Genomic DNA, 25,234 nt, shown 5'->3' with positions numbered 1-25,234 from the left:
CCATTTTCTGAGCGCGTTTTGAACAGGCTTTTGCGGCCGAAAAAGGGTAAAGCGCCGGACTTGTGCGGCCGGACCGGACAAATCGGCCGCGGGCCGCCGCAGCATATTTGCCAAATCGAAATCCCCGCTTCACAATCGCAGAAAACCACGCACCCATATGGGCTTCCGGAGAGACGATGGCAAGCGCCGACCAGTTGATCAACGCCTTTACCACGCTCATCGTCACCATCGACCCGCCGGGGCTCGCACCGCTCTTCCTGGGGCTGACAATCGGCATGAGCCGCGCCGAGCGCCGGCAGGTGGCGCTGCGCGGCTCGACCATTGCCTTTATCATCCTTGCCGTCTTCGCCCTGTTTGGCGCAGGCGTGCTCGGCGTGCTCGGGATCTCAATCGGCGCCTTCCGCCTCGCCGGCGGGCTCCTGCTCTTCTGGATCGCCTTCGAGATGGTGTTCGAGAAGCGGCAGGACCGCAAGGAGAAGACGACCGAGGTGGCGATCACCAGGGATCATATCGAGAATATCGCCGTCTTTCCCCTCGCCCTGCCGCTGATCGCCGGCCCCGGTGCGATCTCGGCGACCATTCTGCTTTCCGGCACACTGGCGACTTCGGTCGAAAAAGCCCAACTGATCGGCGTCATCGCCGCCATTCTGCTGCTGACCTTCCTCATGCTGCTGATTGCTGAAAGGCTCGACCGCTTTCTCGGCGTCACCGGTCGGGCGATCCTCACCCGCCTGCTCGGCGTCATCCTCGCAGCCCTTGCGGTGCAGTTCGTCGTCGACGGCGCGAAAGCCGCGCTCAATCTCATCAGCGCGACTCCGCATTGAAATGGCAGCACATGTTCGGGGTGACCCGACGAGATCAACTGCCGTGACATCAAAGAAAAAGAGCATGACGCCGGCCCGGACATCATGCTCTCGGATGCTCTCACAAAGCTAGAACAGGCGGCCGATCAAAACGGGATGTCGTCGTCGAGATCGCGCGAGAAATTGCCGCCACCACCGCCGCGGCTCGGCGAGGAGGATGACGGGGCGCCGTAGTCGTCGCCATAATCATTGTTGCTGCTGCCGCGGCCGCCAAAGCCGGAGCTCGCGCCGCCGCCATCGCCGCGGCCGTCGAGCATCGTCAGCGTCGAGTTGAAGCCCTGCAGCACGACCTCAGTCGAGTAGCGGTCCTGGCCCTGCTGGTCCTGCCACTTGCGGGTCTGCAGCTGGCCCTCGACATAGAGCTTGGCGCCTTTCTTCACATATTGCTCGACGACTTTGCAGAGGCCTTCGTTGAAGACGACCACAGTGTGCCATTCGGTCTTTTCGCGGCGCTCGCCCGAATTGCGGTCGCGCCAGGTTTCCGAGGTGGCGATACGGAGGTTGGCGATCGGCCGGCCATCCTGAGTGCGGCGGATTTCGGGGTCTGCACCCACGTTTCCAACCAGAATTACCTTGTTCACGCTACCAGCCATGCTTCTCACCCTGCCTGCCGCCCTGCCCGGCGGCGTTAATCGATCAGCGCACCTTAAACCATAGCGAACCGCAGATGCGCGCGAACGGTGTTTAATCCACAGTTTATCCCATCAGAAAGCCGCATGCATTCATCAGGAATTTTGTTCTTTATTTGTTCTAGTTTATCCGTATGATCCTGTCAACAGAATCGAAAACCTTGAGTCATCCAGGATATTCAGCCTCGACTCGCCCGCCGGCATCACTAAATAAGGGCTGTTATCCAGAAAACCAAAGCAGAGACGATGAGCGAACTGAAGACGATCTCCATCCGCGGCGCGCGCGAGCACAATCTGAAGAGTATCGATCTCGATCTGCCGCGCAACAAGCTGATCGTCATGACCGGTCTTTCAGGCTCGGGCAAATCCTCGCTCGCCTTCGACACGATCTATGCCGAGGGCCAGCGGCGCTATGTCGAGAGTCTGTCGGCCTATGCCCGGCAATTCCTCGAAATGATGCAGAAGCCCGATGTCGACCAGATCGACGGGCTGTCGCCTGCCATTTCGATCGAGCAGAAGACCACCTCGCGCAACCCGCGCTCGACGGTCGGCACCGTCACCGAGATCTACGACTACATGCGCCTGCTCTTTGCCCGCGTTGGCGTTCCCTATTCGCCGGCGACCGGCCTGCCGATCGAGAGCCAGACCGTCAGCCAGATGGTCGACCGCATCGTGGCTTTCGGCGAGGGCACGCGTCTTTACATTCTCGCGCCGCTCGTGCGCGGCCGCAAGGGCGAATACAAGAAGGAACTGGCGGAGCTGATGAAGAAGGGCTTCCAGCGCGTCAAGGTTGACGGCCAGTTTTACGAGATCGCCGAGGCGCCTGTTCTCGACAAGAAATACAAGCACGACATCGACGTGGTGGTCGATCGTATCGTCGTGCGCCCGGATGTGTCGGCACGTCTCGCCGACAGCCTTGAAACCTGCCTGAAACTCGCCGACGGGCTGGCGATCGCCGAATTCGCCGACAAGCCGCTGCCGCCGGAGGAGACCTCGGCCGGCGGTTCGGCCAACAAGTCGCTGAACGAGACGCATGAGCGCGTGCTGTTTTCGGAAAAATTCGCCTGCCCGGTCTCGGGCTTCACCATCCCGGAAATCGAACCCAGGCTCTTCTCCTTCAACAACCCCTTCGGCGCCTGCCCGACCTGCGACGGCCTCGGCGCCCAGCAGAAGATCGACCCCGACCTGATCGTACCCGAACCGGAGCGGACGCTGCGCGACGGGGCGATCGCGCCCTGGGCCAAATCGACTTCGCCTTACTACAATCAGACGCTGGAAGCGCTCGGCAAACATTACGGCTTCAAGCTCGGCACCCGCTGGAACGACCTGTCCGACGAGGCCAAGGACGTCATCCTCAACGGCACCGACGACAAGATCGAGTTCCACTACGCCGACGGCGCCCGCTCCTATACGACGCACAAAAATTTCGAGGGCATCATCACCAATCTCGAGCGGCGCTGGAAGGAAACCGATTCCGCCTGGGCGCGCGAGGATATCGAGCGCTTCATGTCGGCCGCCCCCTGCCCGGCCTGCAATGGCTATCGGCTGAAGCCGGAAGCGCTGGCGGTGAAGATCAATAAGCTGCATATCGGCGAAGTGACCGAAATGTCGATCCGCATCGCGCGCGACTGGTTCGAGGCGCTGCCGGCGACATTCAATGCCAAGCAGAACGAGATTGCCGTCCGGATCCTCAAGGAAATCCGCGACCGCCTGCGCTTTTTGAACGATGTAGGCCTGGAATATCTAAGCCTGTCACGCAATTCCGGCACGCTGTCGGGCGGCGAGAGCCAGCGCATTCGCCTCGCCTCGCAGATCGGCTCGGGCCTGACGGGCGTGCTCTACGTACTTGATGAACCATCCATCGGACTGCATCAGCGCGACAACGCCCGGCTGCTGGATACGCTGAAGCACCTGCGCGATATCGGCAACACCGTCATCGTCGTCGAGCATGACGAGGATGCGATCCTCACGGCCGACGACGTGGTCGACATCGGTCCGGCCGCCGGCATACATGGCGGCCAGGTCATCGCCCATGGCACGCCGCAGGATATCATGGACAATCCGAAGTCGCTGACCGGCAAATATCTCTCCGGCGAACTGGGAGTTCCCGTTCCCGAGGAACGCCGCAAGCCGAAGAAGGGCCGCGAAATCAAGGTGATCGGCGCGCGCGGTAACAATCTGAAGAATGTCACGGCATCCATTCCGCTTGGCGTCTTCACGGCTGTGACCGGAGTCTCCGGCGGCGGCAAGTCCACCTTCCTGATCGAGACGCTCTATAAATCGGCGGCGCGCCGCGTCATGGGCGCGCGCGAAATTCCGGCTGATCACGACCGCATCGACGGTTTCGAGCATATCGACAAGGTGATCGACATCGACCAGTCGCCGATCGGCCGCACGCCGCGCTCGAACCCCGCGACCTATACCGGCGCCTTCACGCCGATTCGCGACTGGTTCGCCGGTCTGCCGGAAGCCAAGGCGCGCGGCTACCAGCCAGGCCGCTTCTCCTTCAACGTCAAGGGCGGGCGCTGCGAGGCCTGCCAAGGCGACGGCGTCATCAAGATCGAGATGCACTTCCTGCCCGATGTCTACGTCACCTGCGACGTCTGCCATGGCAAGCGCTATAACAGAGAGACGCTCGACGTCACCTTCAAGCAGAAGTCGATCGCCGACGTGCTCGACATGACGGTGGAAGAAGGCGTCGATTTCTTTGCGGCAGTCCCCGCCGTGCGCGACAAACTGCAATCGCTGAAGGATGTCGGCCTCGGTTACATCAAGGTCGGCCAGCAGGCCAATACGCTCTCGGGCGGCGAAGCACAGCGCGTCAAGCTCGCCAAGGAGCTGTCGAAACGTTCGACCGGACGCACGCTCTATATTCTCGATGAACCGACGACGGGCCTGCATTTCCATGACGTCGCCAAGCTGCTCGAAATGCTGCACGAGCTCGTCAACCAGGGCAATTCGGTGGTGGTGATCGAGCACAATCTCGAAGTCATCAAGACGGCCGACTGGGTGCTCGATTTCGGCCCCGAGGGCGGTGATGGCGGCGGTGAAATCGTGGCTGTCGGCACGCCCGAGGCAATTGTCAGGGAACAGCGCTCCTATACCGGCCATTTCCTGAAAGAGTTGCTGGAGCGGCGGCCTGCGAAGAAAGCGGTTGCGGCGGAATGACGATGAGGCTGGCGTCGCCTAATGATCTGGAAACGATCGCGACGCTGACGGCAGCCGCCTATCGTCCCTATACCGAGCTCTTCGGCGCTCCACCGATCCCCGTGACGGAGGATTACGCGCCGCGGGTCGACCGCGGCGAGGTCTGGCTGCGCGAGATCGGCGGCGAAACGGTCGGCCTCGTGGTCGCAGAGCAGCATTCCGATTACCTTATGCTGTTCAGCATCGCGGTCTCGCCGACCTTTCAGGGCGCCGGACATGGGCTCTCGATGTTGCGCTGGCTGGAGGGCAAGGCGCGGCAATGGGACATTCCGGAGATACGCCTCTACACCAATGCGCGGATGGAGCGAAATATCGCGCTTTATCGCGCCTTCGGATTTCAGGAAACGGGTCGGCGGCCGAGCCGTTATCGGCCAGGATGGACGCTCGTCGATATGGCGAAAGAGATCGATGCAGCCTGAACGGCTGCGAACCGGGAGGACGACATGACGAAATCCGGCACTATCCGCACCGGCATCGGCGGCTGGACCTTCGAGCCCTGGCGCGGGCATTTCTTTCCCGCCGACCTGAAACAGAAGGACGAGCTGCATTATGCCAGCCGCCAGTTGAAGGTCATCGAGGTCAACGGCACCTATTACAGCACGCAGAAGCCGGCGGTTTTTGCCAAATGGGCGGCCGATGTGCCCGAGGGATTCATCTTTTCGCTCAAGGCGACGCGTTTCGTCACCAATCGGCGGGTGCTTGCGGAAGCCGGTGAATCGATGGAGCGCTTCCTCACCTCCGGAATCAGCGAGCTCGGCGATCATCTCGGGCCGCTGCTCTGGCAATTCGCCCCGACGAAAAGGTTCGATCCGGAAGATTTCGAGGCCTTCCTGAAGCTGCTGCCGGCAAAGCAGGATGGGTTGGCGCTCCGCCACGTCGTCGAGGTGCGGCACGATTCCTTCAAGGTGCCGGAATTCGTTGCTCTGCTTGCTAGATATGGCGTGGCGCCGGTTTGTGCCGAACATCTCGAGTATCCGATGATCGCCGATGTGACGGCCGATTTCGTCTATGCCAGGCTGCAGAAGGGATCGGATGATATCCCGACCTGCTATCCCGATAAGGATTTGAAGGCCTGGGCCAAGCGGCTCGAGACCTGGGCCGAGGGCAAGGTCCCGGACGATCTGCCGCTGATCGACGGGAAGCGCCAGGTCAAGGCCGCGCCGCGCGACGTCTTCGCCTTCATGATCCACGAGGGCAAGGTCAATGCGCCGCACGGGGCGATCGCCCTGCAGCAGTTGCTGGCGAAATAGGCGGTTGAGACTTAGTCCGGGCTAAAGTGGCAACACCTCGGCCGCGAGCTCTTCCGCCGTCAGCCCCTTGCCGGCGCGCTGGCCAGCCTCTCCGTGCAGCCACACGCCGGCGGCCGCAGCCTCGAAAGTCGGCAGGCCCTGGGCGAGCAGTCCGCCGATGATGCCGGCAAGGACATCGCCGGAACCTGCGGTGGCAAGCCAGACAGGCGCATTGGTATTGATGAGCGCGCGCCCGTCCGGCGAGGCGATGACTGTGTCGGCGCCCTTATAGACGATCGCGGCATTGGCGCGGCGGGCAGCGGCAACCGCCTTGTCCACCTTCCCCAGTGCGTCGTCTTCGCCGATATCGGGAAAGAGCCGCGAAAATTCGCCCTCGTGCGGCGTCAGCACCAGACGCGGCTCCCCGCGAAACAGGGCGAAAAGCTGTTGCGGATCGTCCTTGAACGACGAGATGCCGTCGGCGTCGAGCACGAGCCGGCGATCGGCAAGCGCAGCGACGAAATCGCGTGCCCTTGCCCCGATGCCGAAGCCAGGACCGAGGACGAAAGTCTGCAGCCGCTTGTCGGACAGCCACTCCGCAAGGTCTGCCTCGTCATCGACTGCATGCAGCATGACCGCCGTGAGATGCGCGGCATTGGCGGCCATCGCTGCGCCGGGTGCGGCGATCGTTACCAGACCGGCGCCGGCCTTCAGGCCGGAGACCGCCGACATACGGGCAGCCCCGGTCTTGTCGGCCTCGCCTGAAAAAACGACGAGATGACCGCGCTTGTATTTATGGGTTTCGAGCCGCGCGGCCGGCAGCACGGCCTTCCAAGCATCAGGTGTGTTCTCGGCGATGGCGCCGCCCGCCTCAGCCCGGATGATCCGGGCGGGAATGCCGATGCCGAAGACCTCCAACTCGCCGCAAAGCTCCCGGCCCGGCATCAGGAGATGGCCGGGCTTGCGGGTCATGAAGGTAATGGTGTTGCGAGCCTGGAAGGCAGCACCCAGCACCTTGCCGGTGCGGCCATCGACGCCGGAGGGCAGATCGATGGCGAGCACTGCAATACCGGCCTCGGCGACATGCTCGGTCAAGGCGGCCACATCGGCCGGCACCGCGCGCCCGAGCCCTGCTCCGAACAGACCGTCGATGACGACGTCGCCGGCTTCCGGCCGGTAAAGGCCGAGTTCCTGTCCCTGCAATGGGCAGCCGGCCCGAGCGCGGGCGGCATCGCCTTTCAGCCTTGCGGGATCGCCGAGATGAAAAAGCGCCACGGTCGCTCCGCTCTCCAGCAGACGCCTTGCCGCGACATAGGCGTCGCCCCCGTTGTTACCGGGGCCGCAGAGCACGACGAAACGCATCGCCCCAGGATGAAGCCTGAGCGCGGCAGCCGCGGCGGCGGCCCCCGCCCTTTCCATCAGGCCGAAGGAATCGATTCCCGAAGCAGCCGCGGCCGCATCGATGGCGCTCATTTCGGCAGGCGTGACCAGAAGCTCTGAGAGATGTTTGCTCATGAGCCTATTCAATTCAAAAAACGCACAAAAAACAACCGCCTGAAGAGACACGCAATGGGGCTAAATTTGTGCATTTGCTTATATTTTAATCGACTCGCACCCTGCTTTTCCAGTCGACGGAAAAGCTGACTTTTTCGGTTTTCGGCCCATTTTTCTTCAACGGCGATGTTTTTTCCACCTCTCTTGTCACCAAATCGACATTAAATCACCCACAGACGCGCCGGTTTCGACAAAATCGACGTCTTTTTTCAATAAGACGGATTTCAAACTGGCACGATATCTGCATCATGTCCGCGAGCGGGAACATCCCTGCCATAACAGGAGAAGCGGAGAGACATTTTCTCATGAAAAAGATCGAAGCGATCATTAAGCCCTTCAAGCTGGACGAAGTGAAGGAAGCCCTTCAGGAAGTCGGCCTGCAGGGTATTACAGTCACGGAAGCCAAGGGCTTCGGTCGTCAGAAGGGCCACACGGAACTCTACCGCGGCGCCGAATACGTCGTCGACTTCCTGCCGAAGGTGAAAGTCGAGGTGGTGCTGGCGGACGAGAACGCGGAGGCGGTCATCGAGGCCATCCGCAAGGCGGCTCAGACCGGCCGCATCGGCGACGGCAAGATCTTCGTCTCCAACGTCGAAGAGGTTATCCGCATCCGTACCGGCGAGACCGGCATCGATGCCATCTGACCACTTTGCCAAGCGCGCAAAGTCCGATAGCGTCACCGCGCCCACCTATTGTTATCACAAATTGGAGGAAGGTATTTAATGGCGACCGCAAGCGAAATTCTGAAGCAGATCCAAGAAAACGACGTCAAGTTCGTCGATCTGCGCTTCACCGACCCGAAGGGCAAGCTGCAGCACGTCACGATGGACGTTGCCAGCGTCGACGAGGACATGTTCGCTGACGGCGTGATGTTCGACGGCTCTTCGATCGGCGGCTGGAAGGCCATCAACGAATCCGACATGGTGCTGATGCCCGACACTGAAACGGTGCATATGGACCCGTTCTTCGCTCAGTCGACCATGGTTATCGTCTGCGATATTCTCGATCCGGTTTCCGGCGAAGCCTATAATCGCGATCCGCGCGGCACCGCCAAGAAGGCCGAAGCCTATCTCAAGGCATCCGGCATCGGCGACACGGTGTTTGTCGGCCCGGAAGCCGAATTCTTCGTCTTCGACGATGTCAAGTACAAGGCCGATCCCTACAATACCGGCTTCAAGCTCGATTCGACGGAACTGCCGTCGAACGATGACACCGACTATGAAACCGGCAACCTCGGTCACCGCCCGCGCGTCAAGGGCGGCTATTTCCCGGTTCCGCCTGTTGACAGCGCCCAGGACATGCGTTCGGAAATGCTGACGGTGCTCTCCGAGATGGGCGTGGTGGTCGAAAAGCATCACCATGAAGTCGCCGCCGCCCAGCACGAACTCGGCATCAAGTTCGATACGCTGGTGCGCAACGCCGACAAGATGCAGATTTACAAATATGTCGTGCACCAGGTGGCCAACGCCTACGGCAAGACGGCGACGTTCATGCCGAAGCCGATCTTCGGCGACAACGGCTCGGGCATGCACGTGCACCAGTCGATCTGGAAGGGCGGCAAGCCGACTTTTGCCGGCGACGAGTATGCCGGCCTCTCGGAGACCTGCCTGTTCTACATCGGCGGCATTATCAAACACGCCAAGGCGATCAACGCCTTCACCAATCCGTCGACGAACTCCTACAAGCGTCTCGTCCCTGGTTATGAAGCCCCAGTTCTGCTCGCCTATTCGGCCCGCAACCGCTCGGCTTCCTGCCGCATTCCGTTCGGCTCCAACCCGAAGGCCAAGCGCGTCGAAGTCCGCTTTCCGGATCCGACCGCCAACCCCTATCTCGCCTTTGCCGCCATGCTGATGGCCGGCCTCGACGGCATCAAGAACAAGATCCATCCGGGCAAGGCCATGGACAAGGATCTCTACGATCTGCCGCCGAAGGAGCTGAAAAAGATCCCGACCGTCTGCGGCAGCCTGCGCGAAGCGCTCGAAAGCCTCGACAAGGACCGCAAGTTCCTGACAGCAGGCGGCGTCTTCGACGACGACCAGATCGATGCCTTCATCGAACTTAAGATGGCAGAGGTGATGCGCTTCGAAATGACGCCGCATCCGGTCGAGTACGACATGTATTATTCGGCCTGATCGGCCGCAATGACGGAAAGTCCCGGTTCGCCGGGGCTTTCACCTCCCCGGGTCATGAACGCCAGAAGGAGGATATGACGTTCATGTGACGCGCTGGTGCAAAAATCTTGATTTGCACCGCACCAATCACCAAATTTGGTGATGAAAGGAAGTCGTACCATGAAAGAAAAACTAGCAAAGTTCAATATCGGCGAAGTGGTCCGGCACAAGGTATTTCCGTTTCGCGGCGTGATCTTCGACGTTGATCCGGAATTCGCGAACACGGAGGAATGGTGGAATTCCATTCCGGCCGAGGTGCGGCCGAGCAAGGACCAGCCGTTCTACCACCTGCTCGCCGAAAATGACGAAAGCGAATATGTCGCTTATGTCTCCGAGCAGAACCTGGTGAATGACGAAAGCGGCACGCCGCTTCGCAACCCTCAGATCTATCAGATTTTCGATCAGGCCCCGTCGGGGCAGTTCAAACCCAAGATGAGCTTCGCCCACTAGGAGCGGATGACCGACGACATCAACAAGGCCTCGCATCTCCCGGCGAGGCCTTTCTTTTGGCCTATGGTGGGGGATGCCCCTTATCCGCCTGCAGACACCGATCTGGGTCGAGCCACTCGTCTCGACCCGTCCAGCGGACCCCCGCTCGCGGTGAGGAGGGAATATGCCGCACCTCGCCCCCCTCGCAAACTCTCGCATGGCACGTTCCCTCTCCCCGTCTTGCGGGAGAGGGTTAGGGTGAGGCTTTCCGCGTAGAGCGCAGAGATTACCAACAAAAAAACCCGGCACGAAGCCGGGTTTTTGTTCAAGCCTGTCGGCTAGATTACTGAGCCTTGGCAGCCTTCTGGGCGTCTTCCAGCTTTTTGCGGGCTTCTTCAGCCTTCTTCTGCATGCCTTCCTGCAGGCTGCGCTGGCTTTCGGCGAGCTTCGATTCGGAAACCGGTTCGCCGTCATAAGCGCCGGTGAAGCCTTCCAGCGAAATCTTGATCGGGTTCGGCGCGCGGCGGAAGTTGATCGAGGTGAAGATCACATCGCTGCCCTTCTTGAGGCTGGCGATCATCGCGTCGGTCAGCGGAATTTCGGCAGTGCACTTGTCCGGCAGGCAGACGGCGTAGTCGAGCTTCTGGCCCTTGCCGCCATCGATTTGCATGCTGATGCCCGGAGGAATGAGGCGTGCCGTGGGAACCGAGACCTGCAGGAGCTTGCGGTTGATCTTGCCAGTGACCGAAATCAGGCCGACAGCCGTGACGAGCTGGCCGCCATTGGCGAGGATCAGGTTCTGGACAACACAGATGTCGTTGTCTTCCTGCTTGCTGCAGGTCTTGTACCAGCCAAGCTTCGGTGCGCCAGCGGCCTGTGCCGGAGCATCGGCCGGAGCCTGTGCCGCCGCATCCTGTGCGAAGGAGGAGACCGGAGCCGAAGCGGCGCCGAACATCACTGCCAGAACGGACAGTGCTGCCCGCATTTTCTTTTCAGACTTGAACATCATAACGAATTCCGTCTCCTGATATCCGTTCAGAGCAGCGACGTGCCGCCCCAACCATCGGGTCGTTCGGCACTCCACCTCATGGAAAAATAAGGCAAATGCATGACCCCAAAACTTCGGGTTCACCTGTTACATCGCAGCGTTCAAGATATCCAGCATTTCTTTGGCGATTTGCGACGCAATTTCATATGCCGCGGAAAGAAATGGCCCCTGCGTGTTGGAATTGGTCGACCCCATGCTAATCTCCGACATGAATCATGCCCGTTTTTCGCGGAATTCAAGGATCGCCGAATGCTCCGGATCGCCATCCCTCTCGTCCTCTCGTTGCTGTGCGGCACCGTCGCCGCTGAGCCGCTGCACGGCATAGCAATGCATGGCGGGCCGGCCTTGCCGGCTGACTATAAGCACTTTCCCTACGTCAATCCCGACGTGAAAAAAGGCGGCAAGATCACCTATGGCGTCGTCGGCACTTTCGACAACCTCAACCCGTTCATCCTGAAGAGCATGCGCACGACAGCGCGCGGGATGTGGGATCCGGAATATGGAAACCTCGTCTACGAATCGCTGATGCAGCGCTCCCGGGATGAACCATTCACGCTTTACGGCCTGCTTGCCGAAACGGTCGAATGGGACGACGACAGAAGCTTCATCCAGTTCAACCTCAATCCGAAGGCGAAATGGTCCGATGGTCAGCCGGTGACGCCGGAGGACGTCATGTTCTCCTTAGAGCTGATGCGTGACAAGGGACGCGTGCCCTATTCAGAACGCTTAAAAGTCGTCGCCAAGATGGAGAAGGTTGGCGAACACAGCGTGCGCTTCACTTTCAATGAGAAAGCTGACCGCGAGACGCCGCTGATTTTCGGCCTTTTCCCGGTATTGCCGAAACATGCGATCGATCCGGAAAGCTTCGACCGTACGTCGCTGACGCCGCCGGTCGGTTCCGGTCCATATAAGGTGAAGACGGTGAAACCCGGCGAGAGCATCACCTATGAGCGCGATCCCAACTACTGGGGCAAAGATATTCCGGCCAAGGTCGGCACTGACAATTACGATCAGATCACCGTTCAGTATTTCCTGCAGGACACGACGCTGTTCGAAGCCTTTAAGAAGGGGGACGTCGACCTCTATCCCGACGGCAATCCCGGCCATTGGGCTAATGCTTACAATTTCCCGGCGGCCATCTCTGGGGCCGTCATCAAGGACGTGTTCACGCCGAAACTGCCAAGCGGCATGCTCGGTTTCGTGTTCAACACGCGCCGGCCGATCTTTGCCGATCCAAAGGTGCGCGAAGGCCTGTCGCTGGTGTTCGATTTCGAATGGGCGAACAAGAACCTCTATTCCGGCGCCTACAAGCGCACCCAGAGTTTCTGGCAGAATTCCGAGCTTTCGAGCTTCGGCGTTCCCGCCAATTCAGCTGAGCTGGCTCTGCTGGGACCGATCAAGGACAAGATCGCGCCGGAGATTCTGAACGGGACCTATAAACTGCCGGTTACCGACGGCTCCGGCCGTGACCGCAACGTGCTGAAGCAGGCGGTCGGATTGTTGAAACAGGGCGGCTATACGATCCAGGGCGGCAAGATGGTCGACACCTCCGGCCACCAACTCGCGTTCGAGATCATGACGCAGAATGCCGACCAGGAGAAGCTTGCCGTCGCCTATCAGCGTTCGCTGCAGACGATCGGCATTGCGGCTTCGATTCGCACAGTCGATGATTCGCAGTATCAGAGCCGGACGAACAGCTTCGATTACGACATGATCATCAAGTCCTATACTTCGTCGCTGTCGCCTGGAACCGAGCAACTCGGCCGCTGGTCTTCGGCAGCGCGCACTCAAGAGGGCAAGGATAGCTTTGCCGGCGCCAATGATCCCGATCTCGACACGCTGATCGATCACGTATTGCGAGCACGCTCGAACGAGGATTTCACTGCCGCCGTGCGCTCTTACGACCGGCTGCTGCTATCCAGCCACTACGTGCTGCCGCTGTACCATATGGACCAGCAGTGGGTTGCCCGCAGCAAGCGCATCGGCCATCCCGACGCGGTACCGCTTTACGGCTATCAGCTGCCGGTCTGGTGGGATACAAGCGCCCAATAGAAGCGGCCGAAACACTTCGGCCCAATGTCTCTTCCGGAGACACACAGAAGGAACATCATCATGGAGCGCATCACCATCGACGTCGTCTCGGATGTCGTCTGCCCCTGGTGCTATCTCGGCAAGGCACGGCTGGAACTCGCCATCGCCGAAGTGCAGGACGAGATCGGCGTCGACATCAACTGGCGGCCATATCGGCTCAATCCGGACTACCCGAAGGAAGGCGTCGACCAGAAGAAGGCGCTGGCTGAGAAGCTCGGGGGCGAGGAGCGCGTGGCGCAGGCGCACAAGATGCTGACCGACTACGGTCGCGAAGTCGGCATCGCCTTCGATTTCGCGGCGATCAAGATCGGCCCGAACACGCTCGACGCCCACCGGCTGATCCACTGGGCGATGATCGAAGGCCGCGAGAAGCAGGACAAGGTCGTCACCGCCCTGTTCAAGGCGAATTTCGAGGAAGGCCGCAATGTCGGCGACCATGCGGTGCTGCTCGACATCGCCGAGAAGGCCGGCCTGGACCGGTCGGTCATCGCCTCGCTGCTTGCGTCCAATGCCGATGGCGATCTGATCGTCGCCGAAATCAAGGCGGCACAGGAGATGGGCGTCAACGGCGTGCCCTTCTTCATCTTCGACCAGCAGTATGCCGTGAGCGGCGCGCAGACGCCTGACGTGCTGGCGAACGCGTTGCGCGACATCGCAAAGGCAAAGGCCGAGGCGCGATCGGGGCTGAACTGAGCCCATCGATGCGAATAGAGATCGAACAGCCGCGGCAGAGCTGGGTCGAGGATTTTGCGATCCTCAAATCCGCCATCATGGGAGCAGCGCCCGCCGGGGCATACCTGCATCACATCGGCTCGACCGCAGTTCCCGGGCTTCCCGCCAAAAATATCGTCGATATTCAGCTGACGGTGAACGATCTCGCTGACGTCGACGCCGACGCATTTGAAGAGGCGGGCTTCGAGCGCAGGCCGATCGTCATCGATCACTACCCTCCGGAACTTGATCTGGCCGAAGACGACCTGCGCAAAGCCTTCTATCGCAGCAAGGGGCGTCCGGCGAATCTGCACATCCGCGAGAAGGGCCGTTTCAATCAGCGATATTCTCTTCTTTGCCGCGACTTCCTGCGCGCCCATCCGATAGCGGCAAGCGCCTACGCCCTGATCAAGCAGCGGCTTGCCCAAAGGTTCCCAGACGACGTCGATTCTACTACGACATCAAGGATCCGGTGTTCGACATCATCATGGACGGCGCCAATGAGTGGGCAAAGCTGATCGGCTGGTCAGAACCGCCAGGCGATTGAAGGCCCCAGGCCTGGTATCGCGTAATTTTTGCGACAGCTCAGCCCAAGACCGGAACGCAGCGCACCTCGGTTTTCACCGAATTGGCGATGAAACATTCGTGGTGGGCGCGATGATGCAGGGCGTCGAGCTCGCCGAGCGAAGGCTGCTTTTCGCCGCTGAAGACGACATGCGGCCTTAGCGTCACCACGGTCATGGCAAGACGGCCTTCGCTGTTCTTCTCCATGACGCCCTCGGCGGCATCGGTATAGCTGTCGACGCAAAAGCCTTGCTTGGCGGCAATCGACAGGAACCAGAGCATGTGGCAGCTGGAGAGCGAGGCGACGAAAGCCTCCTCCGGATCGACCGCATCCTCGGCGGAATAGGGCAACGGAACTACATGCGAGGATGAGGACGCCCTCACCTCGATGCCGCCGTCGAAGGTCCAGCGATGGACGCGGCTGTAGCGGTTGTCGGTGAAGATCTCGCCGTTGCGCTGCCAGGCAATCCTCGCGGCATGTGTCGCCATAGCCGTCTCCCTCTATTGCTTGGCCATCTCGGCCAGTTGCGTCATGATGACTGCCGCGCCCTGCAAGCGCTTCTCAGGCGTCGGCAGGTCGCGGGTCAGAAACAGGCTGTGATCGGGGCGAATCTTCGCCATCGTACCCTGCTTGCCGATATAGGCGACGAGATTTGCCGGGTTCGGAAATTCCTTGTTGCGGAACTGCACGACCACACCCTTCGGGCCGGCGTCGAGTTTTTCGACATTTGCGGTGCGGCAGAGCGACTTGATGTAGACGATCTTCAGGAGATGCTGGACTTCGATCGGCATCGGCCCGAAGCGGTCGATCATCTCGGCGCCGAATCCATCGATTTCCTTGAGTTCGGCAATCTCGCCCAATCGGCGGTAGAGCGCCATACGCAGATGCAGGTCCGGCACGTAACTCTCGGGGATCATCACGGTGGTGCCGACCGAAATTTGCGGCGACCAGCCGGTATCGTGGATTTCGTCGACACCCTTGACCTCGGCGACAGCCTCTTCCAGCATCTGCTGATAAAGTTCGAAACCGACCTCCTTGATGTGGCCTGACTGCTCCTCGCCGAGCAGGTTGCCTGCGCCGCGGATATCGAGGTCGTGGCTTGCGAGCTGAAAGCCGGCGCCGAGCGTATCCAGTGACTGCAGCACCTTCAGCCGGCGCTCGGCCGTCGCCGTCAGCACCTTGTTGACCGGCAGGGTAAAGAGCGCGAAAGCGCGCACCTTGGAGCGGCCGACGCGACCGCGCAGCTGATAGAGCTGGGCAAGGCCGAACATATCGGCGCGATGGACGATCAGCGTATTGGCTGTCGGCACGTCGAGGCCGGATTCGACGATGGTTGTGGACAGCAGCACGTCGTAACGGCCTTCATAGAAGGCGTTCATGATGTCTTCCAGTTCGCCGGCCGGCATCTGGCCATGGGCGACGGCGACCTTCAGCTCCGGCACGTCGGACTGCAGGAAGGCGTGCACATCCGCCAGATCGGCAAGCCTCGGGCAGACATAGAAGCTCTGGCCGCCGCGATAGTGCTCGCGCATCAGCGTCTCGCGAATAACTAGGCTGTCGAAGGGCGAGATGAAGGTGCGCACCGCCATGCGATCGACCGGTGGCGTGGTGATCAGCGACAGTTCGCGCACGCCAGTCATGGCGAGCTGCAGCGTGCGCGGGATCGGCGTCGCCGACAGCGTCAGGACATGCACGTCGCTCTTCAGCTCCTTCAGCCGCTCCTTGTGCTTGACTCCGAAATGCTGTTCCTCGTCGATGATCAGCAGGCCGAGATTGGCGAATTTGATGCCGGCGCCGAGCAGCGCATGCGTGCCGACGACGATGTCAGTCTTGCCGTCCGCCACTTCCTTCTTGGTCAGCGCCAGCTCCTTCGATCCGACAAGGCGAGAGGCCTGCTGGACGCGAACCGGCAGGCCGCGGAAACGCTCGGAGAAGGTCTTGAAATGCTGGCGGGCGAGCAAGGTCGTCGGCACGACGACCGCGACCTGGACGCCGTTCATCGCCGCAACGAAAGCGGCGCGCAAGGCCACTTCGGTCTTGCCGAAACCGACATCGCCGCAGACGAGCCGGTCCATCGGCCGGCCGGCGCCGAGGTCGGAACGCACCGCGTCGATGGCGTTGTCCTGGTCCTCGGTCTCGTCATAGGGGAAGCGGGCGGCGAATTCGTCGTAAAGGCCATCCGGCGCCGTCAGCATCGGCGCTTGACGCGTCAGGCGCTCGGCGGCGATGCGGATCAGCGCATCGGCCATGTCGAGCAGGCGCCGCTTGAGCTTGGCCTTGCGCATCTGCCAGGCGCCGCCGCCGAGTTTGTCGAGCTGGGCGTCGGTGCCCTCGCCGCCGTAGCGTGAGAGAAGATCGATGTTTTCTACCGGCAGGAAGAGCTTGGCCTCGTCGGCATATTGCAGTTCGAGGCAGGCATGCGGGGCGCCCGCCGCCTCGATGGTCTTCAGCCCGATGAAACGGCCGATGCCATGTTCGGCATGAACGACGATCGAGCCCTCGTCGAGGCCGGCGACCTCCGAAATGAAATCGGCGGCGCGCTTGCGGCGCTTGGAGCGGCGGACCATACGGTCGCCGAGAATATCCTGCTCGCCGATGACGACGAGCTCGCCCGCCTCGAAGCCGGATTCGAGATTGAGCACCGCGGCAGCGGCCTCGCCTTTCGCCAGCGAGCCGAGATCCTTCAGCGCCTCGACGGGCTTGATCTTTTCCAAGCCGTGTTCGTTCAGCACCTGCAGCAGGCGCTCCAGCGAACCTTCTGTCCAGGCGGTGATGAGCACCTTCGCGCCGGCGGCGCGGCGGTCGGCGACATGCTTGACGACGACGTCGAAGATGTTGATGCGTTCGGCATCCCCCCCGCCTTCGGCATTCGAGCGAGCCCAGCGCTGGCCCTGGCGGGCGTCGACATTGACGACCCGCCTTGCCTCACCCTCGACCTCGTTGAACGGGCTGATGCGGATCGCGCCGAGTGCGTCGAGGGTTTTGGAGAAGAGTTTGCTGTCGAGATAGAGCTGGCCTGGCGTCACCGGCTTGTAGGGTGTGCCCTGCGCCATCTGGCCCTTGGCCGGCTGACCGGAATTGAGGCGGGCGTCGTAATAGTCGAGGACAAGCTTGGAGCGTTCCTCGGCTGCTTCCCGCACCGTGTGGTCAGTGACGATGCGGAAGCCGCTGAGATAATCGAAGACGGTATCGAGCTTCTCGTAGAAGAGCGGCAGCCAGTGCTCCATGCCCGGGTAGCGTCGGCCTTCGGAAACGGCGAGATAAAGCGCATCGTCACGCGTTGTCGCGCCGAAAGCCGAGAGGTAGTTCTTGCGGAAGCGGCCGATCGTATCCGGGGTTAGCGTCACTTCGCTCATCGGGTTGAGATCGAGGGAACGCACCTGCCCCGTCGTGCGCTGGTTCGCCGGATCGAAGCTGCGGATACTCTCCAGCGTATCGCCGAAGAAATCGAGGCGGACCGGCTCATCCGAACCGGGCACGAAGACATCGAGAATGCCGCCGCGCACGGCATATTCGCCAACTTCGCGAACGGTCGCGACACGGTCGAAGCCGTTGCGCTCCAGGCGCCCGGCGAGATCATCCATGCGCAGCTGGTTGCCCGGGCGGGCCGAAAAACTCAGGCTTTCGATGACATCATGCGGCGCCACCTTCTGCAGCATGGCGTTGGCGGTGACGAGCACGATCGCGGAATGCGGCTTCTTGCGATGGGCGATGAGGCCGCCGAGTGCGGCAAGCCGGCGCGCCGAGGTATCGGCGCTCGGCGAGACGCGGTCATAGGGCAGACAGTCCCAGGCCGGCAGGGTGAGAACCGGAATGTCGGGGGCGACGAAGCCGAGCATCTGTTCCAGATCGGCCATACGATGGCCGTCCGACATGACATAGGCCACCGGTTCTCCCGCTCGGGCAAGCTCGGCGAGCAGCAGCGGTTCGAGGCCGGCCGGCACATTACCGATCGTCAGCGGCTCGGCAATGGCCGCAAGCTTCTTCGCATCAAAACCAGGGATCATTCCGGCGTCCTGAGGGGCTTGTCGAAATCGGGCTTGTAGGCGGCAAGCCTGGCAAACATCGGAGTCCGGAAACGCTCAGGCACTGGCCAGGTTCCCATAATCCAGCGGACCAGATCATTGTCCTCTTCGGCCATAATCGTTTCGAACTCGTCGAGCTCGGCTTCCGACAGCGTCGCGAGCTCGGCTTCGGCGAACTGGCCGAAAACCAGATCCATCTCGCGGATGCCGCGGTGCCAGCAGCGGAAAAGGATCCGGCGGCGGCGCGGGTCGAGGCCGGCACTCGTGAGCGTGACACCTGTCATGGCATTACCTTCCTGTTGATGCGCCTCTATAGACCCTCGAAAGCGGGTTGTCAGCCTTGCCAAGGCGGCATTGTTCATCGCATTTTGGCCGCATGCGCCCCGCCATTCTCGATCCCCTGTTTTCTCCCGTTTCGGGCCTTCCGGGCGTCGGCCCGAAAATCGCCGAACTGCTGGTCAAGCTGCTCGGACGCGAGACGCCGGAGGATTGCCGGGTCATCGACCTTTTGTTTCACGCACCCTTCTCGCTGATCGACCGGCGCAATCAGCCGGGGATCGCCCGGGCGCCGCAGGGCGCGATCGTCACCATCACCGCACGTGTCGATCGGCATCAGGTGCCGCCGCGCGGCAAAACCAATGTCCCCTATCGGGTCTTCCTGCACGACGAGACCGGCGAGCTGACGCTGGTCTTCTTCCGCGGCCAGGCGGCATGGCTGGAAAAGCAGCTGCCCATCGATGCGGAGGTGACGGTCAGCGGCAAGATCGACTGGTTCAACGGCCGCGCCTCGATGGTGCATCCCGACTATATCGTCAAAGCGGAGGAGGCCGAAAGCCTGCCGCTCGTCGAGCCGATCTATCCGCTGACGGCCGGGCTTTCGCCGAAAACGCTGCGCAAGATTATCGAGGCCGCCCTGCCGCGCTTTCCGGAGATGCCGGAATGGATCGACCTGACGCTGACGCAGAAGCAGGGTCTGCCGTCGATCCGGGACAGCTTTCATGTGCTGCACGAGCCGCGCGATCCCGCAGATGTCGATCCACAGGCCCCTGCCCGAAGGCGGCTTGCCTATGACGAATTTCTGGCCGGCCAACTGTCGCTCAGCTTGGTGCGCCAGAGGCTGCGCAAAGTGGCGGGCCAGCCGGTGCATGCCACCGGTGCGGTCGGCAGCAAGATCGTGAAGGCGCTGCCCTTCTCGCTCACGTCAAGCCAGAACGATGCGATCGCCGAGATCCTGAAGGACATGGCCGGTCAGGAGCGGATGCTGCGGCTGCTGCAGGGCGATGTCGGCTCCGGCAAGACGCTGGTGGCGCTTATGGCAATGGCGGCGGTGATCGAGGCCGGCGGCCAGGCCGTGCTGATGGCGCCGACCGAAATCCTGGCGCGGCAGCACCACGCGACCATCTCGAAATTCGCCGCCTCCGCCGGCCTCGGCATCGAAGTGCTGACCGGGCGCACCAAAGGGCGCGAACGCGAAGACATCCTGGAACGCATCGGCTCCGGCGCAGCGCAGATCATCATCGGCACGCATGCGCTATTTCAGGAGAGCGTCAGTTACGCAAACCTGATGCTCGCGGTCGTCGACGAGCAGCACCGTTTCGGCGTTCACCAGCGCCTGCGGCTGACGGCGAAGGGCATCTCGCCGCATATGCTTGTCATGACCGCGACGCCCATCCCTCGCACGCTCGTGCTGGCTGCCTTCGGCGACATGGACGTTTCCAAACTCACCGAGAAGCCGGCCGGCCGCAAGCCAATCCAGACAATCACCGTGCCGATGGAACGAACAGGCGAAATCGTCGGGCGGCTGCGGGGGGCGATCGCTGAAGGCAAGAAGGCCTACTGGATCTGCCCGCTGGTCGAGGAGTCCGAAGAACTAGACCTGATGTCGGCGGAGGAGCGGCATGCGACGCTCGTCTCCGCGCTCGGTCCCAATATCGGCCTCATCCACGGTCGTATGAGCGGCGCGGAGAAGGATGCGGCGATGATGGCCTTCAAGAACGGCGAGACCCGCCTTCTCGTCGCCACAACAGTCGTCGAGGTCGGCGTCGACGTGCCGGATGCGACGATCATGGTGATCGAACATGCCGAACGCTTCGGCCTGGCGCAACTGCATCAGCTGCGCGGCCGCGTCGGGCGCGGCGATGAGGCTTCGACCTGCATCCTGCTCTATAAGGGGCCGCTCGGCGAAACCGGCCATTCCCGGCTCTCGATCATGCGGGAGACTGAGGACGGTTTTCGCATCGCCGAAGAGGATCTGAAGCTGCGCGGCGAAGGCGAATTGCTCGGCACAAGGCAATCCGGCACGCCGGGTTTTCGCATTGCCAGCCTCGAGGCGCATGCCGATCTGCTTGAGATTGCTCGTAAGGATGCGGCCTACCTCATTGAGCGCGATCCGGAACTGACCAGCGAAAGAGGACAGTCGATCCGCACCCTGCTCTATCTCTTCCGCCGAGATGAGGCGATCCGGTTTCTGAGAGCAGGATGAAGCGCGCCACTACGAGCCATGCATGGCGTTATCGCAAAACCGCTAAACACTTTTGGGCGACATGCATCAATCAGCCTTGGAAACCGCCACCGGCTTCGGCCGCGGCAAATGCTTCGGCTTCGGCTCGGACTGAGGGATTTCAGGAGCCACGAGCCCGCCTGAGATCAGGAATTTAGCCGCGTCTTCCGGCGACATGTCGAGCAACACGATCTTCTCGCGCGGCACGAAGACGAGGAAACCGGCGGTCGGCACCGGAGTCGGCGGCAGGAAGACCGCGACCATATCCTGGCCCATGGCGTTGAACTTCGAAGCGATCTCGCCCTTGGCATCGGTGGCCACGAAAACCAGCGCCCAGAGGCCGGGACTGGGATATTCGATGAGGCCGACTTTCTTGAAGGAGTTAGACTGCTCCTTCAGCACCGTTTCGAAAATCTGCTTCACGCTTCTATAGATCGTGCGCACCAGCGGCATGCGCTGGACGACCGATTCGCCGAAACCGACGATGCTCTGGCCGATCAGGTTCTTGCCGAGAAAACCGACAACGGTGATCAGCACGACGGCCGTCAGCAGGCCGAAACCGGGAATGGCGAAATTGAGATAGCTTTCCGGATTCCAGCGCGCCGGAATATAGGGCCTGACCCAGCTGTCCGACCAGTGGATGAAGGTCCAGGTCAGCCAGATGGTAATCGCGATCGGCGCGCAGATGATCAGGCCTGCGAGAAAATTATTCCTCAGCCGGGTCGCGACCGGCATTCTGGGGGTGTTGTCGGTCATCTCTCCTGATGAGCTCCATCTCAGTCGTGGACAGGCCGGAACGCCGGCCTTCCCCCTTGTCCGCACACCAAAATTGCCAGAATTCGAGGGTGCGCACAATATGTTTCGCAGCGAAGACAGCGGCCTTGCAGGCTTATTCCACTGTTACTGATTTCGCCAGGTTGCGCGGCTGATCGACGTCGGTGCCCATGAAAACGGCAGTGTGATAGGCGAGCAGCTGGATCGGCAGCGAAAAGATCATAGGCGCGATGATTTCGTCGACGACAGGCAGGGTAATCGTTGCCATGGTCGGCAGTTTCGAGGCGGCCGCACCCGCGTCGTCGGTGATGAAAATGATGCGGCCGCCGCGGGCTGCGACCTCCTGCATGTTCGAAACGGTCTTTTCGAAGAAGCGGTCGTAAGGGGCAATGACGATGACCGGCATGTTCTCGTCGATCAGCGCTATCGGCCCGTGCTTCAACTCACCGGCGGCATAGCCTTCGGCGTGGATATAGGAAATTTCCTTGAGCTTCAGCGCGCCTTCCATGGCGAGCGGGAAGCTGGTGCCGCGGCCGAGATAGAGCACGTCCCTGCATTTCGACAGTTCGCGCGACAGGCTTTCCATCTGCGGCTGGATCAGGTTCAGCACCCGGCTCATGATCCGCGGCATCTCGGCGAGATGGCGCACCAGCGCCCTCTCCTCCTCAGCACTCACCGTGCCGCGCGCCTTGCCGGCGCCGATCGCCAGCGACGCCAGCACAGCGAGCTGGCAGGTGAAGGCCTTGGTCGAGGCGACGCCGATTTCGGGACCGGCCATGATCGGGAAGACGGCGTCGGATTCGCGGGCGATCGTCGATTCGCGCACATTGACGACAGCGCCGATCTTCAAGCCGTTGTCGCGGCAATAACGCAGCGATGCCAGCGTATCGGCGGTCTCGCCCGACTGGGAGATGAAGAGTGCGGCCTGCGATGGTGAGAGCGGCATTTCGCGGTAGCGGAATTCGGAGGCGACGTCGATCTCAACAGGCAGACGGGCATAACGCTCGAACCAGTATTTGCCGACAAGGCCTGCGAGATAGGCGGTGCCGCAGGCCGAAATCGCAAGGCTGCTTGCCGCCTTGAAATCGATAGCGGCGGCATTGGCGCCGATCGTGTTCTCGGCGAAATCCACATAGTGGCTGAGCGCGTGGGAGATCACCTCCGGCTGCTCGTAGATTTCCTTTTCCATGAAATGGCGGTGATTGCCCTTGTCGACGACATAGGCGGTCGCCTGCGAGATCTGGCGGGCTCGTTTGACCGGCTTTCCGGCAAAATCGAGCACGGCGACGCCGTCGCGCGTGATGAGGGCGCAATCGCCGTCGGCCAGATAGGTGATCTCGTTGGTGAAGGGCGAAAGCGCAATCGCATCCGACCCCAGGAACATCTCGCCACGGCCGTAGCCGACGGCAAGCGGCGGGCCTGAGCGGGCGGCCATGATCGTGCCGGGATCGGCCTTGAGCATGACGGCCAGCGCATAGGCGCCGGTCACCCGGTTCAGCATCTTCAACATGGCGGCGCGCGGCTCGAGCCCCTCGCGCAGATATTTCGCCATCAGTTGGGCAACGACTTCGGTATCGGTCTGAGTGTCGAAGACCGCGCCCGCTTCGGTCAGTTCATCGCGAAGATCGGAGAAATTTTCGATGATGCCGTTATGAACGACGGCCACGCCTTCAACGAAATGCGGATGGGCATTGGTCTCGTTGGGCACGCCGTGGGTTGCCCAGCGCGTATGGGCAATACCGACCGCACCTGGCAACGGTTCGGCGTCGAGGCGCTTTTCCAGATTGAAGAGCTTGCCCTCGGCGCGGCGGCGATCCATCACGCCCTCGTGGATCGTGGCGACACCGGCAGAATCATAACCGCGATATTCCAGGCGCTTCAGCGCATCGACCAGGCGCCCGGCGACAGGCTGAGTTCCGACGATCCCCACAATTCCGCACATGCAATATCCCCATAAGGCTTCAATATTGAGGCCAGTCCTAAAGATTTCCGCTTATTTCTCAATCGGCTCCGCGGTCACTTTGAATTTCCGCCGGTTACGCAAAGCGGGGTTAAACCTTGGCCTTCTTCACCGCCTTTATGGCGAGCGCACGCTCGCGCAACAGCGTCGCGCGGCCGGGCTTGATCTCCTGGCGGGCGCGTCCGAGCGCCAGCGCATCGGCCGGCACGTTGGCGGTGATGACGCTGCCGGAGGCGATATAGGCGCCGTCACCGATCGTCACCGGCGCGACCAGCGAGGAATTGGATCCGATGAAGGCGTTTTGCCCGATCACCGTTTCGCTCTTGTTGACCCCGTCATAATTGCAGGTGATCGTGCCCGCACCGATGTTGCTGCCGGCACCGACCACGGCATCGCCGATATAAGTCAGATGGTTGACCTTGGCGCCCTCGCCGATCCGGCCGTTCTTGACCTCGCAGAAATTGCCGACCTTCGAACCGTTGGCGAGATCGGCACCCGGCCGCAGCCGCGCAAAGGGGCCGACGGTCGCGCCTTCGCTGACATGGGCGCCCTCGATATGCGAGAAGGAGTGGATGATGGCGCCGCTGTCGATCACGGCACCGGGTCCGAAGACCACGTTCGGCTCAATCAGCGCGTCTTGGGCGATGACGGTGTCGTAGGAGAGGAACACCGTTTCCGGCGCGATCATCGTAACGCCTGCGAGCATCATCTCGCGGCGGCGACGCTCCTGCCAAAAGCGTTCGATGACGGCGAGTTCGGCGCGGTTGTTGCAGCCGGTCATCTCGATTTCGGGGGCGTCGACCGCGGTGACGCGGCCACCGAGCGAACGGGCGATCTCGACGAGATCGGTCAGATAGAATTCGCCCTTGGCATTGGCATTACCGATGCGCGAGAGAAGATCGAGCGCCTTGCGGCCGTTGATCGCCATCAATCCGCTGTTGCACCAGGTCACAGCCCGCTCGGCGTCGGTCGCGTCCTTCTCCTCGCGGATGGCGATGAGTTCGCCGTCCTTGACGAGCAGGCGGCCATAGCCGGTCGGCCGGTCGGTATGAAAACCGATGACGACGATGTCGCTGCCGTCGGCGAGTCCCTGGCGGGCGGCCTTGAGCGGCCCGTCGGTCTGGAGCGGCACGTCGCCATAGGTAACGAGGATGTCGTCATAGCCTCTGGCGATGGCCTCGCGCGCCGCCAGCACCGCATGGCCAGTGCCGAGGCGCTCCTTCTGCAGACAGGCTTCGATGCCGACACCGTCTATGCTTGCGGCCTTTGCCACCTCCTCGGCATTGCGGCCGACGACGAGGGCGACGGAGGAAATGCCGGCGGAGGCGACCGCCTCGACCACATGGGCGATCATCGGACGGCCGGCGACCGGATGCAGCACTTTCGATTTCGAAGATTTCATCCGCGTGCTGTCACCGGCGGCAAGGATGACGGCAAGACAAGTACGTTCCATGATCTGCTCCGCGAATCCGCGTGAT

The 25,234-nt window shown here is 61.6% G+C and carries 20 protein-coding genes; 11 read left to right on the top strand and 9 right to left on the bottom strand.

What is annotated here, in order from left to right:
- Positions 1-176 precede the first annotated feature (176 nt).
- Positions 177-824: a MarC family protein gene (locus tag NXC14_RS10980; protein ID WP_085778166.1), complete on the top strand. Its 648-nt coding sequence runs from the start codon at positions 177-179 to the stop codon at positions 822-824.
- A 125-nt stretch (positions 825-949) separates the two neighbouring features.
- Here the strand turns inward: NXC14_RS10980 and NXC14_RS10975 are convergent, their stop codons facing one another.
- Positions 950-1,456, bottom strand: a complete 507-nt coding sequence (locus tag NXC14_RS10975) for a single-stranded DNA-binding protein (protein WP_085778165.1) — start codon at positions 1,454-1,456, stop codon at positions 950-952.
- Between the two features lie 282 nt (positions 1,457-1,738).
- Between NXC14_RS10975 and uvrA the strand changes: the two genes are divergently transcribed.
- From uvrA to NXC14_RS10960, 3 genes are read left to right on the top strand one after another with little or no spacing between them, the layout of a single operon-like run.
- Positions 1,739-4,660: an excinuclease ABC subunit UvrA gene (gene uvrA / locus NXC14_RS10970; RefSeq protein ID WP_085778164.1), complete on the top strand. Its 2,922-nt coding sequence runs from the start codon at positions 1,739-1,741 to the stop codon at positions 4,658-4,660.
- Positions 4,657-5,118, top strand: a complete 462-nt coding sequence (locus NXC14_RS10965) for a GNAT family N-acetyltransferase (RefSeq protein WP_085778163.1) — start codon at positions 4,657-4,659, stop codon at positions 5,116-5,118. The genes uvrA and NXC14_RS10965 overlap by 4 nt, the downstream gene beginning before the upstream one ends.
- 24 nt (positions 5,119-5,142) lie before the next feature.
- Positions 5,143-5,949, top strand: coding sequence for a DUF72 domain-containing protein (locus tag NXC14_RS10960; RefSeq protein ID WP_085778162.1), 807 nt, complete (start codon positions 5,143-5,145; stop codon positions 5,947-5,949).
- A 21-nt stretch (positions 5,950-5,970) separates the two neighbouring features.
- Here the strand turns inward: NXC14_RS10960 and NXC14_RS10955 are convergent, their stop codons facing one another.
- Positions 5,971-7,443, bottom strand: a complete 1,473-nt coding sequence (locus NXC14_RS10955; protein WP_085778161.1) for an NAD(P)H-hydrate dehydratase — start codon at positions 7,441-7,443, stop codon at positions 5,971-5,973.
- A 344-nt stretch (positions 7,444-7,787) separates the two neighbouring features.
- Between NXC14_RS10955 and NXC14_RS10950 the strand changes: the two genes are divergently transcribed.
- The 3 genes from NXC14_RS10950 to hspQ all read left to right on the top strand — a co-directional run bounded on the left by NXC14_RS10950 (position 7,788) and on the right by hspQ (position 10,103).
- Complete coding sequence (locus NXC14_RS10950; protein ID WP_015339877.1) at positions 7,788-8,126, top strand: P-II family nitrogen regulator; 339 nt, start codon at positions 7,788-7,790, stop codon at positions 8,124-8,126.
- A 78-nt stretch (positions 8,127-8,204) separates the two neighbouring features.
- Positions 8,205-9,614: a type I glutamate--ammonia ligase gene (gene glnA / locus NXC14_RS10945; RefSeq protein WP_085778160.1), complete on the top strand. Its 1,410-nt coding sequence runs from the start codon at positions 8,205-8,207 to the stop codon at positions 9,612-9,614.
- A gap of 159 nt (positions 9,615-9,773) precedes the next feature.
- Positions 9,774-10,103 (top strand): heat shock protein HspQ, encoded by a 330-nt coding sequence (hspQ, locus tag NXC14_RS10940; protein ID WP_085778159.1) that lies wholly within the window; start codon positions 9,774-9,776, stop codon positions 10,101-10,103.
- A gap of 322 nt (positions 10,104-10,425) precedes the next feature.
- Here the strand turns inward: hspQ and NXC14_RS10935 are convergent, their stop codons facing one another.
- Positions 10,426-11,091, bottom strand: a complete 666-nt coding sequence (locus NXC14_RS10935; protein ID WP_064691599.1) for an invasion associated locus B family protein — start codon at positions 11,089-11,091, stop codon at positions 10,426-10,428.
- Positions 11,092-11,379: 288 nt separating this feature from the next.
- Here NXC14_RS10935 and NXC14_RS10930 point away from each other — a divergent pair, with 288 nt between their 5' ends.
- From NXC14_RS10930 to NXC14_RS10920, 3 genes are read left to right on the top strand one after another with little or no spacing between them, the layout of a single operon-like run.
- Positions 11,380-13,182: an extracellular solute-binding protein gene (locus tag NXC14_RS10930; protein WP_085778158.1), complete on the top strand. Its 1,803-nt coding sequence runs from the start codon at positions 11,380-11,382 to the stop codon at positions 13,180-13,182.
- 60 nt (positions 13,183-13,242) lie between these two features.
- Positions 13,243-13,914, top strand: coding sequence for a DsbA family oxidoreductase (locus NXC14_RS10925; RefSeq protein ID WP_085778157.1), 672 nt, complete (start codon positions 13,243-13,245; stop codon positions 13,912-13,914).
- Positions 13,915-13,922: 8 nt separating this feature from the next.
- Entirely contained in the window at positions 13,923-14,450 is a 528-nt protein-coding gene (locus NXC14_RS10920) for a GrpB family protein (protein WP_245362145.1), read from the top strand.
- 67 nt (positions 14,451-14,517) lie between these two features.
- Here the strand turns inward: NXC14_RS10920 and NXC14_RS10915 are convergent, their stop codons facing one another.
- From NXC14_RS10915 to NXC14_RS10905, 3 genes are read right to left on the bottom strand one after another with little or no spacing between them, the layout of a single operon-like run.
- Entirely contained in the window at positions 14,518-14,985 is a 468-nt protein-coding gene (locus NXC14_RS10915; protein WP_085778156.1) for an OsmC family protein, read from the bottom strand.
- Between the two features lie 12 nt (positions 14,986-14,997).
- Positions 14,998-18,504: a transcription-repair coupling factor gene (gene mfd, locus NXC14_RS10910; RefSeq protein ID WP_085778155.1), complete on the bottom strand. Its 3,507-nt coding sequence runs from the start codon at positions 18,502-18,504 to the stop codon at positions 14,998-15,000.
- The gene (locus NXC14_RS10905) at positions 18,501-18,806 is read right to left on the bottom strand and encodes a succinate dehydrogenase assembly factor 2 (protein ID WP_085778154.1); all 306 of its coding nucleotides are present in this window, start codon (positions 18,804-18,806) and stop codon (positions 18,501-18,503) included. Before NXC14_RS10905 ends, mfd begins: the two co-directional genes overlap by 4 nt.
- Before the next feature lie 92 nt (positions 18,807-18,898).
- On the opposite strand from NXC14_RS10905, the gene recG reads away from it, so the two are divergent.
- Entirely contained in the window at positions 18,899-21,004 is a 2,106-nt protein-coding gene (gene recG / locus NXC14_RS10900) for an ATP-dependent DNA helicase RecG (RefSeq protein WP_085778153.1), read from the top strand.
- A gap of 66 nt (positions 21,005-21,070) precedes the next feature.
- Here recG and NXC14_RS10895 read toward each other — a convergent pair whose 3' ends face one another.
- The 3 genes from NXC14_RS10895 to glmU all read right to left on the bottom strand — a co-directional run bounded on the left by NXC14_RS10895 (position 21,071) and on the right by glmU (position 25,209).
- The gene (locus NXC14_RS10895; RefSeq protein ID WP_085778152.1) at positions 21,071-21,778 is read right to left on the bottom strand and encodes a DUF502 domain-containing protein; all 708 of its coding nucleotides are present in this window, start codon (positions 21,776-21,778) and stop codon (positions 21,071-21,073) included.
- 133 nt (positions 21,779-21,911) lie between these two features.
- Positions 21,912-23,738 (bottom strand): glutamine--fructose-6-phosphate transaminase (isomerizing), encoded by a 1,827-nt coding sequence (gene glmS / locus NXC14_RS10890; protein ID WP_085778151.1) that lies wholly within the window; start codon positions 23,736-23,738, stop codon positions 21,912-21,914.
- A gap of 109 nt (positions 23,739-23,847) precedes the next feature.
- The gene (gene glmU, locus NXC14_RS10885; protein ID WP_085778150.1) at positions 23,848-25,209 is read right to left on the bottom strand and encodes a bifunctional UDP-N-acetylglucosamine diphosphorylase/glucosamine-1-phosphate N-acetyltransferase GlmU; all 1,362 of its coding nucleotides are present in this window, start codon (positions 25,207-25,209) and stop codon (positions 23,848-23,850) included.
- Positions 25,210-25,234 lie beyond the last annotated feature (25 nt).

The organism is Rhizobium sp. NXC14 (genome assembly GCF_002117485.1).
Classification (GTDB): Bacteria; Pseudomonadota; Alphaproteobacteria; order Rhizobiales; family Rhizobiaceae; genus Rhizobium.
Note: the sequence above shows the minus strand (reverse complement) of the source record. Positions and strands in the feature narration are given on the sequence as shown.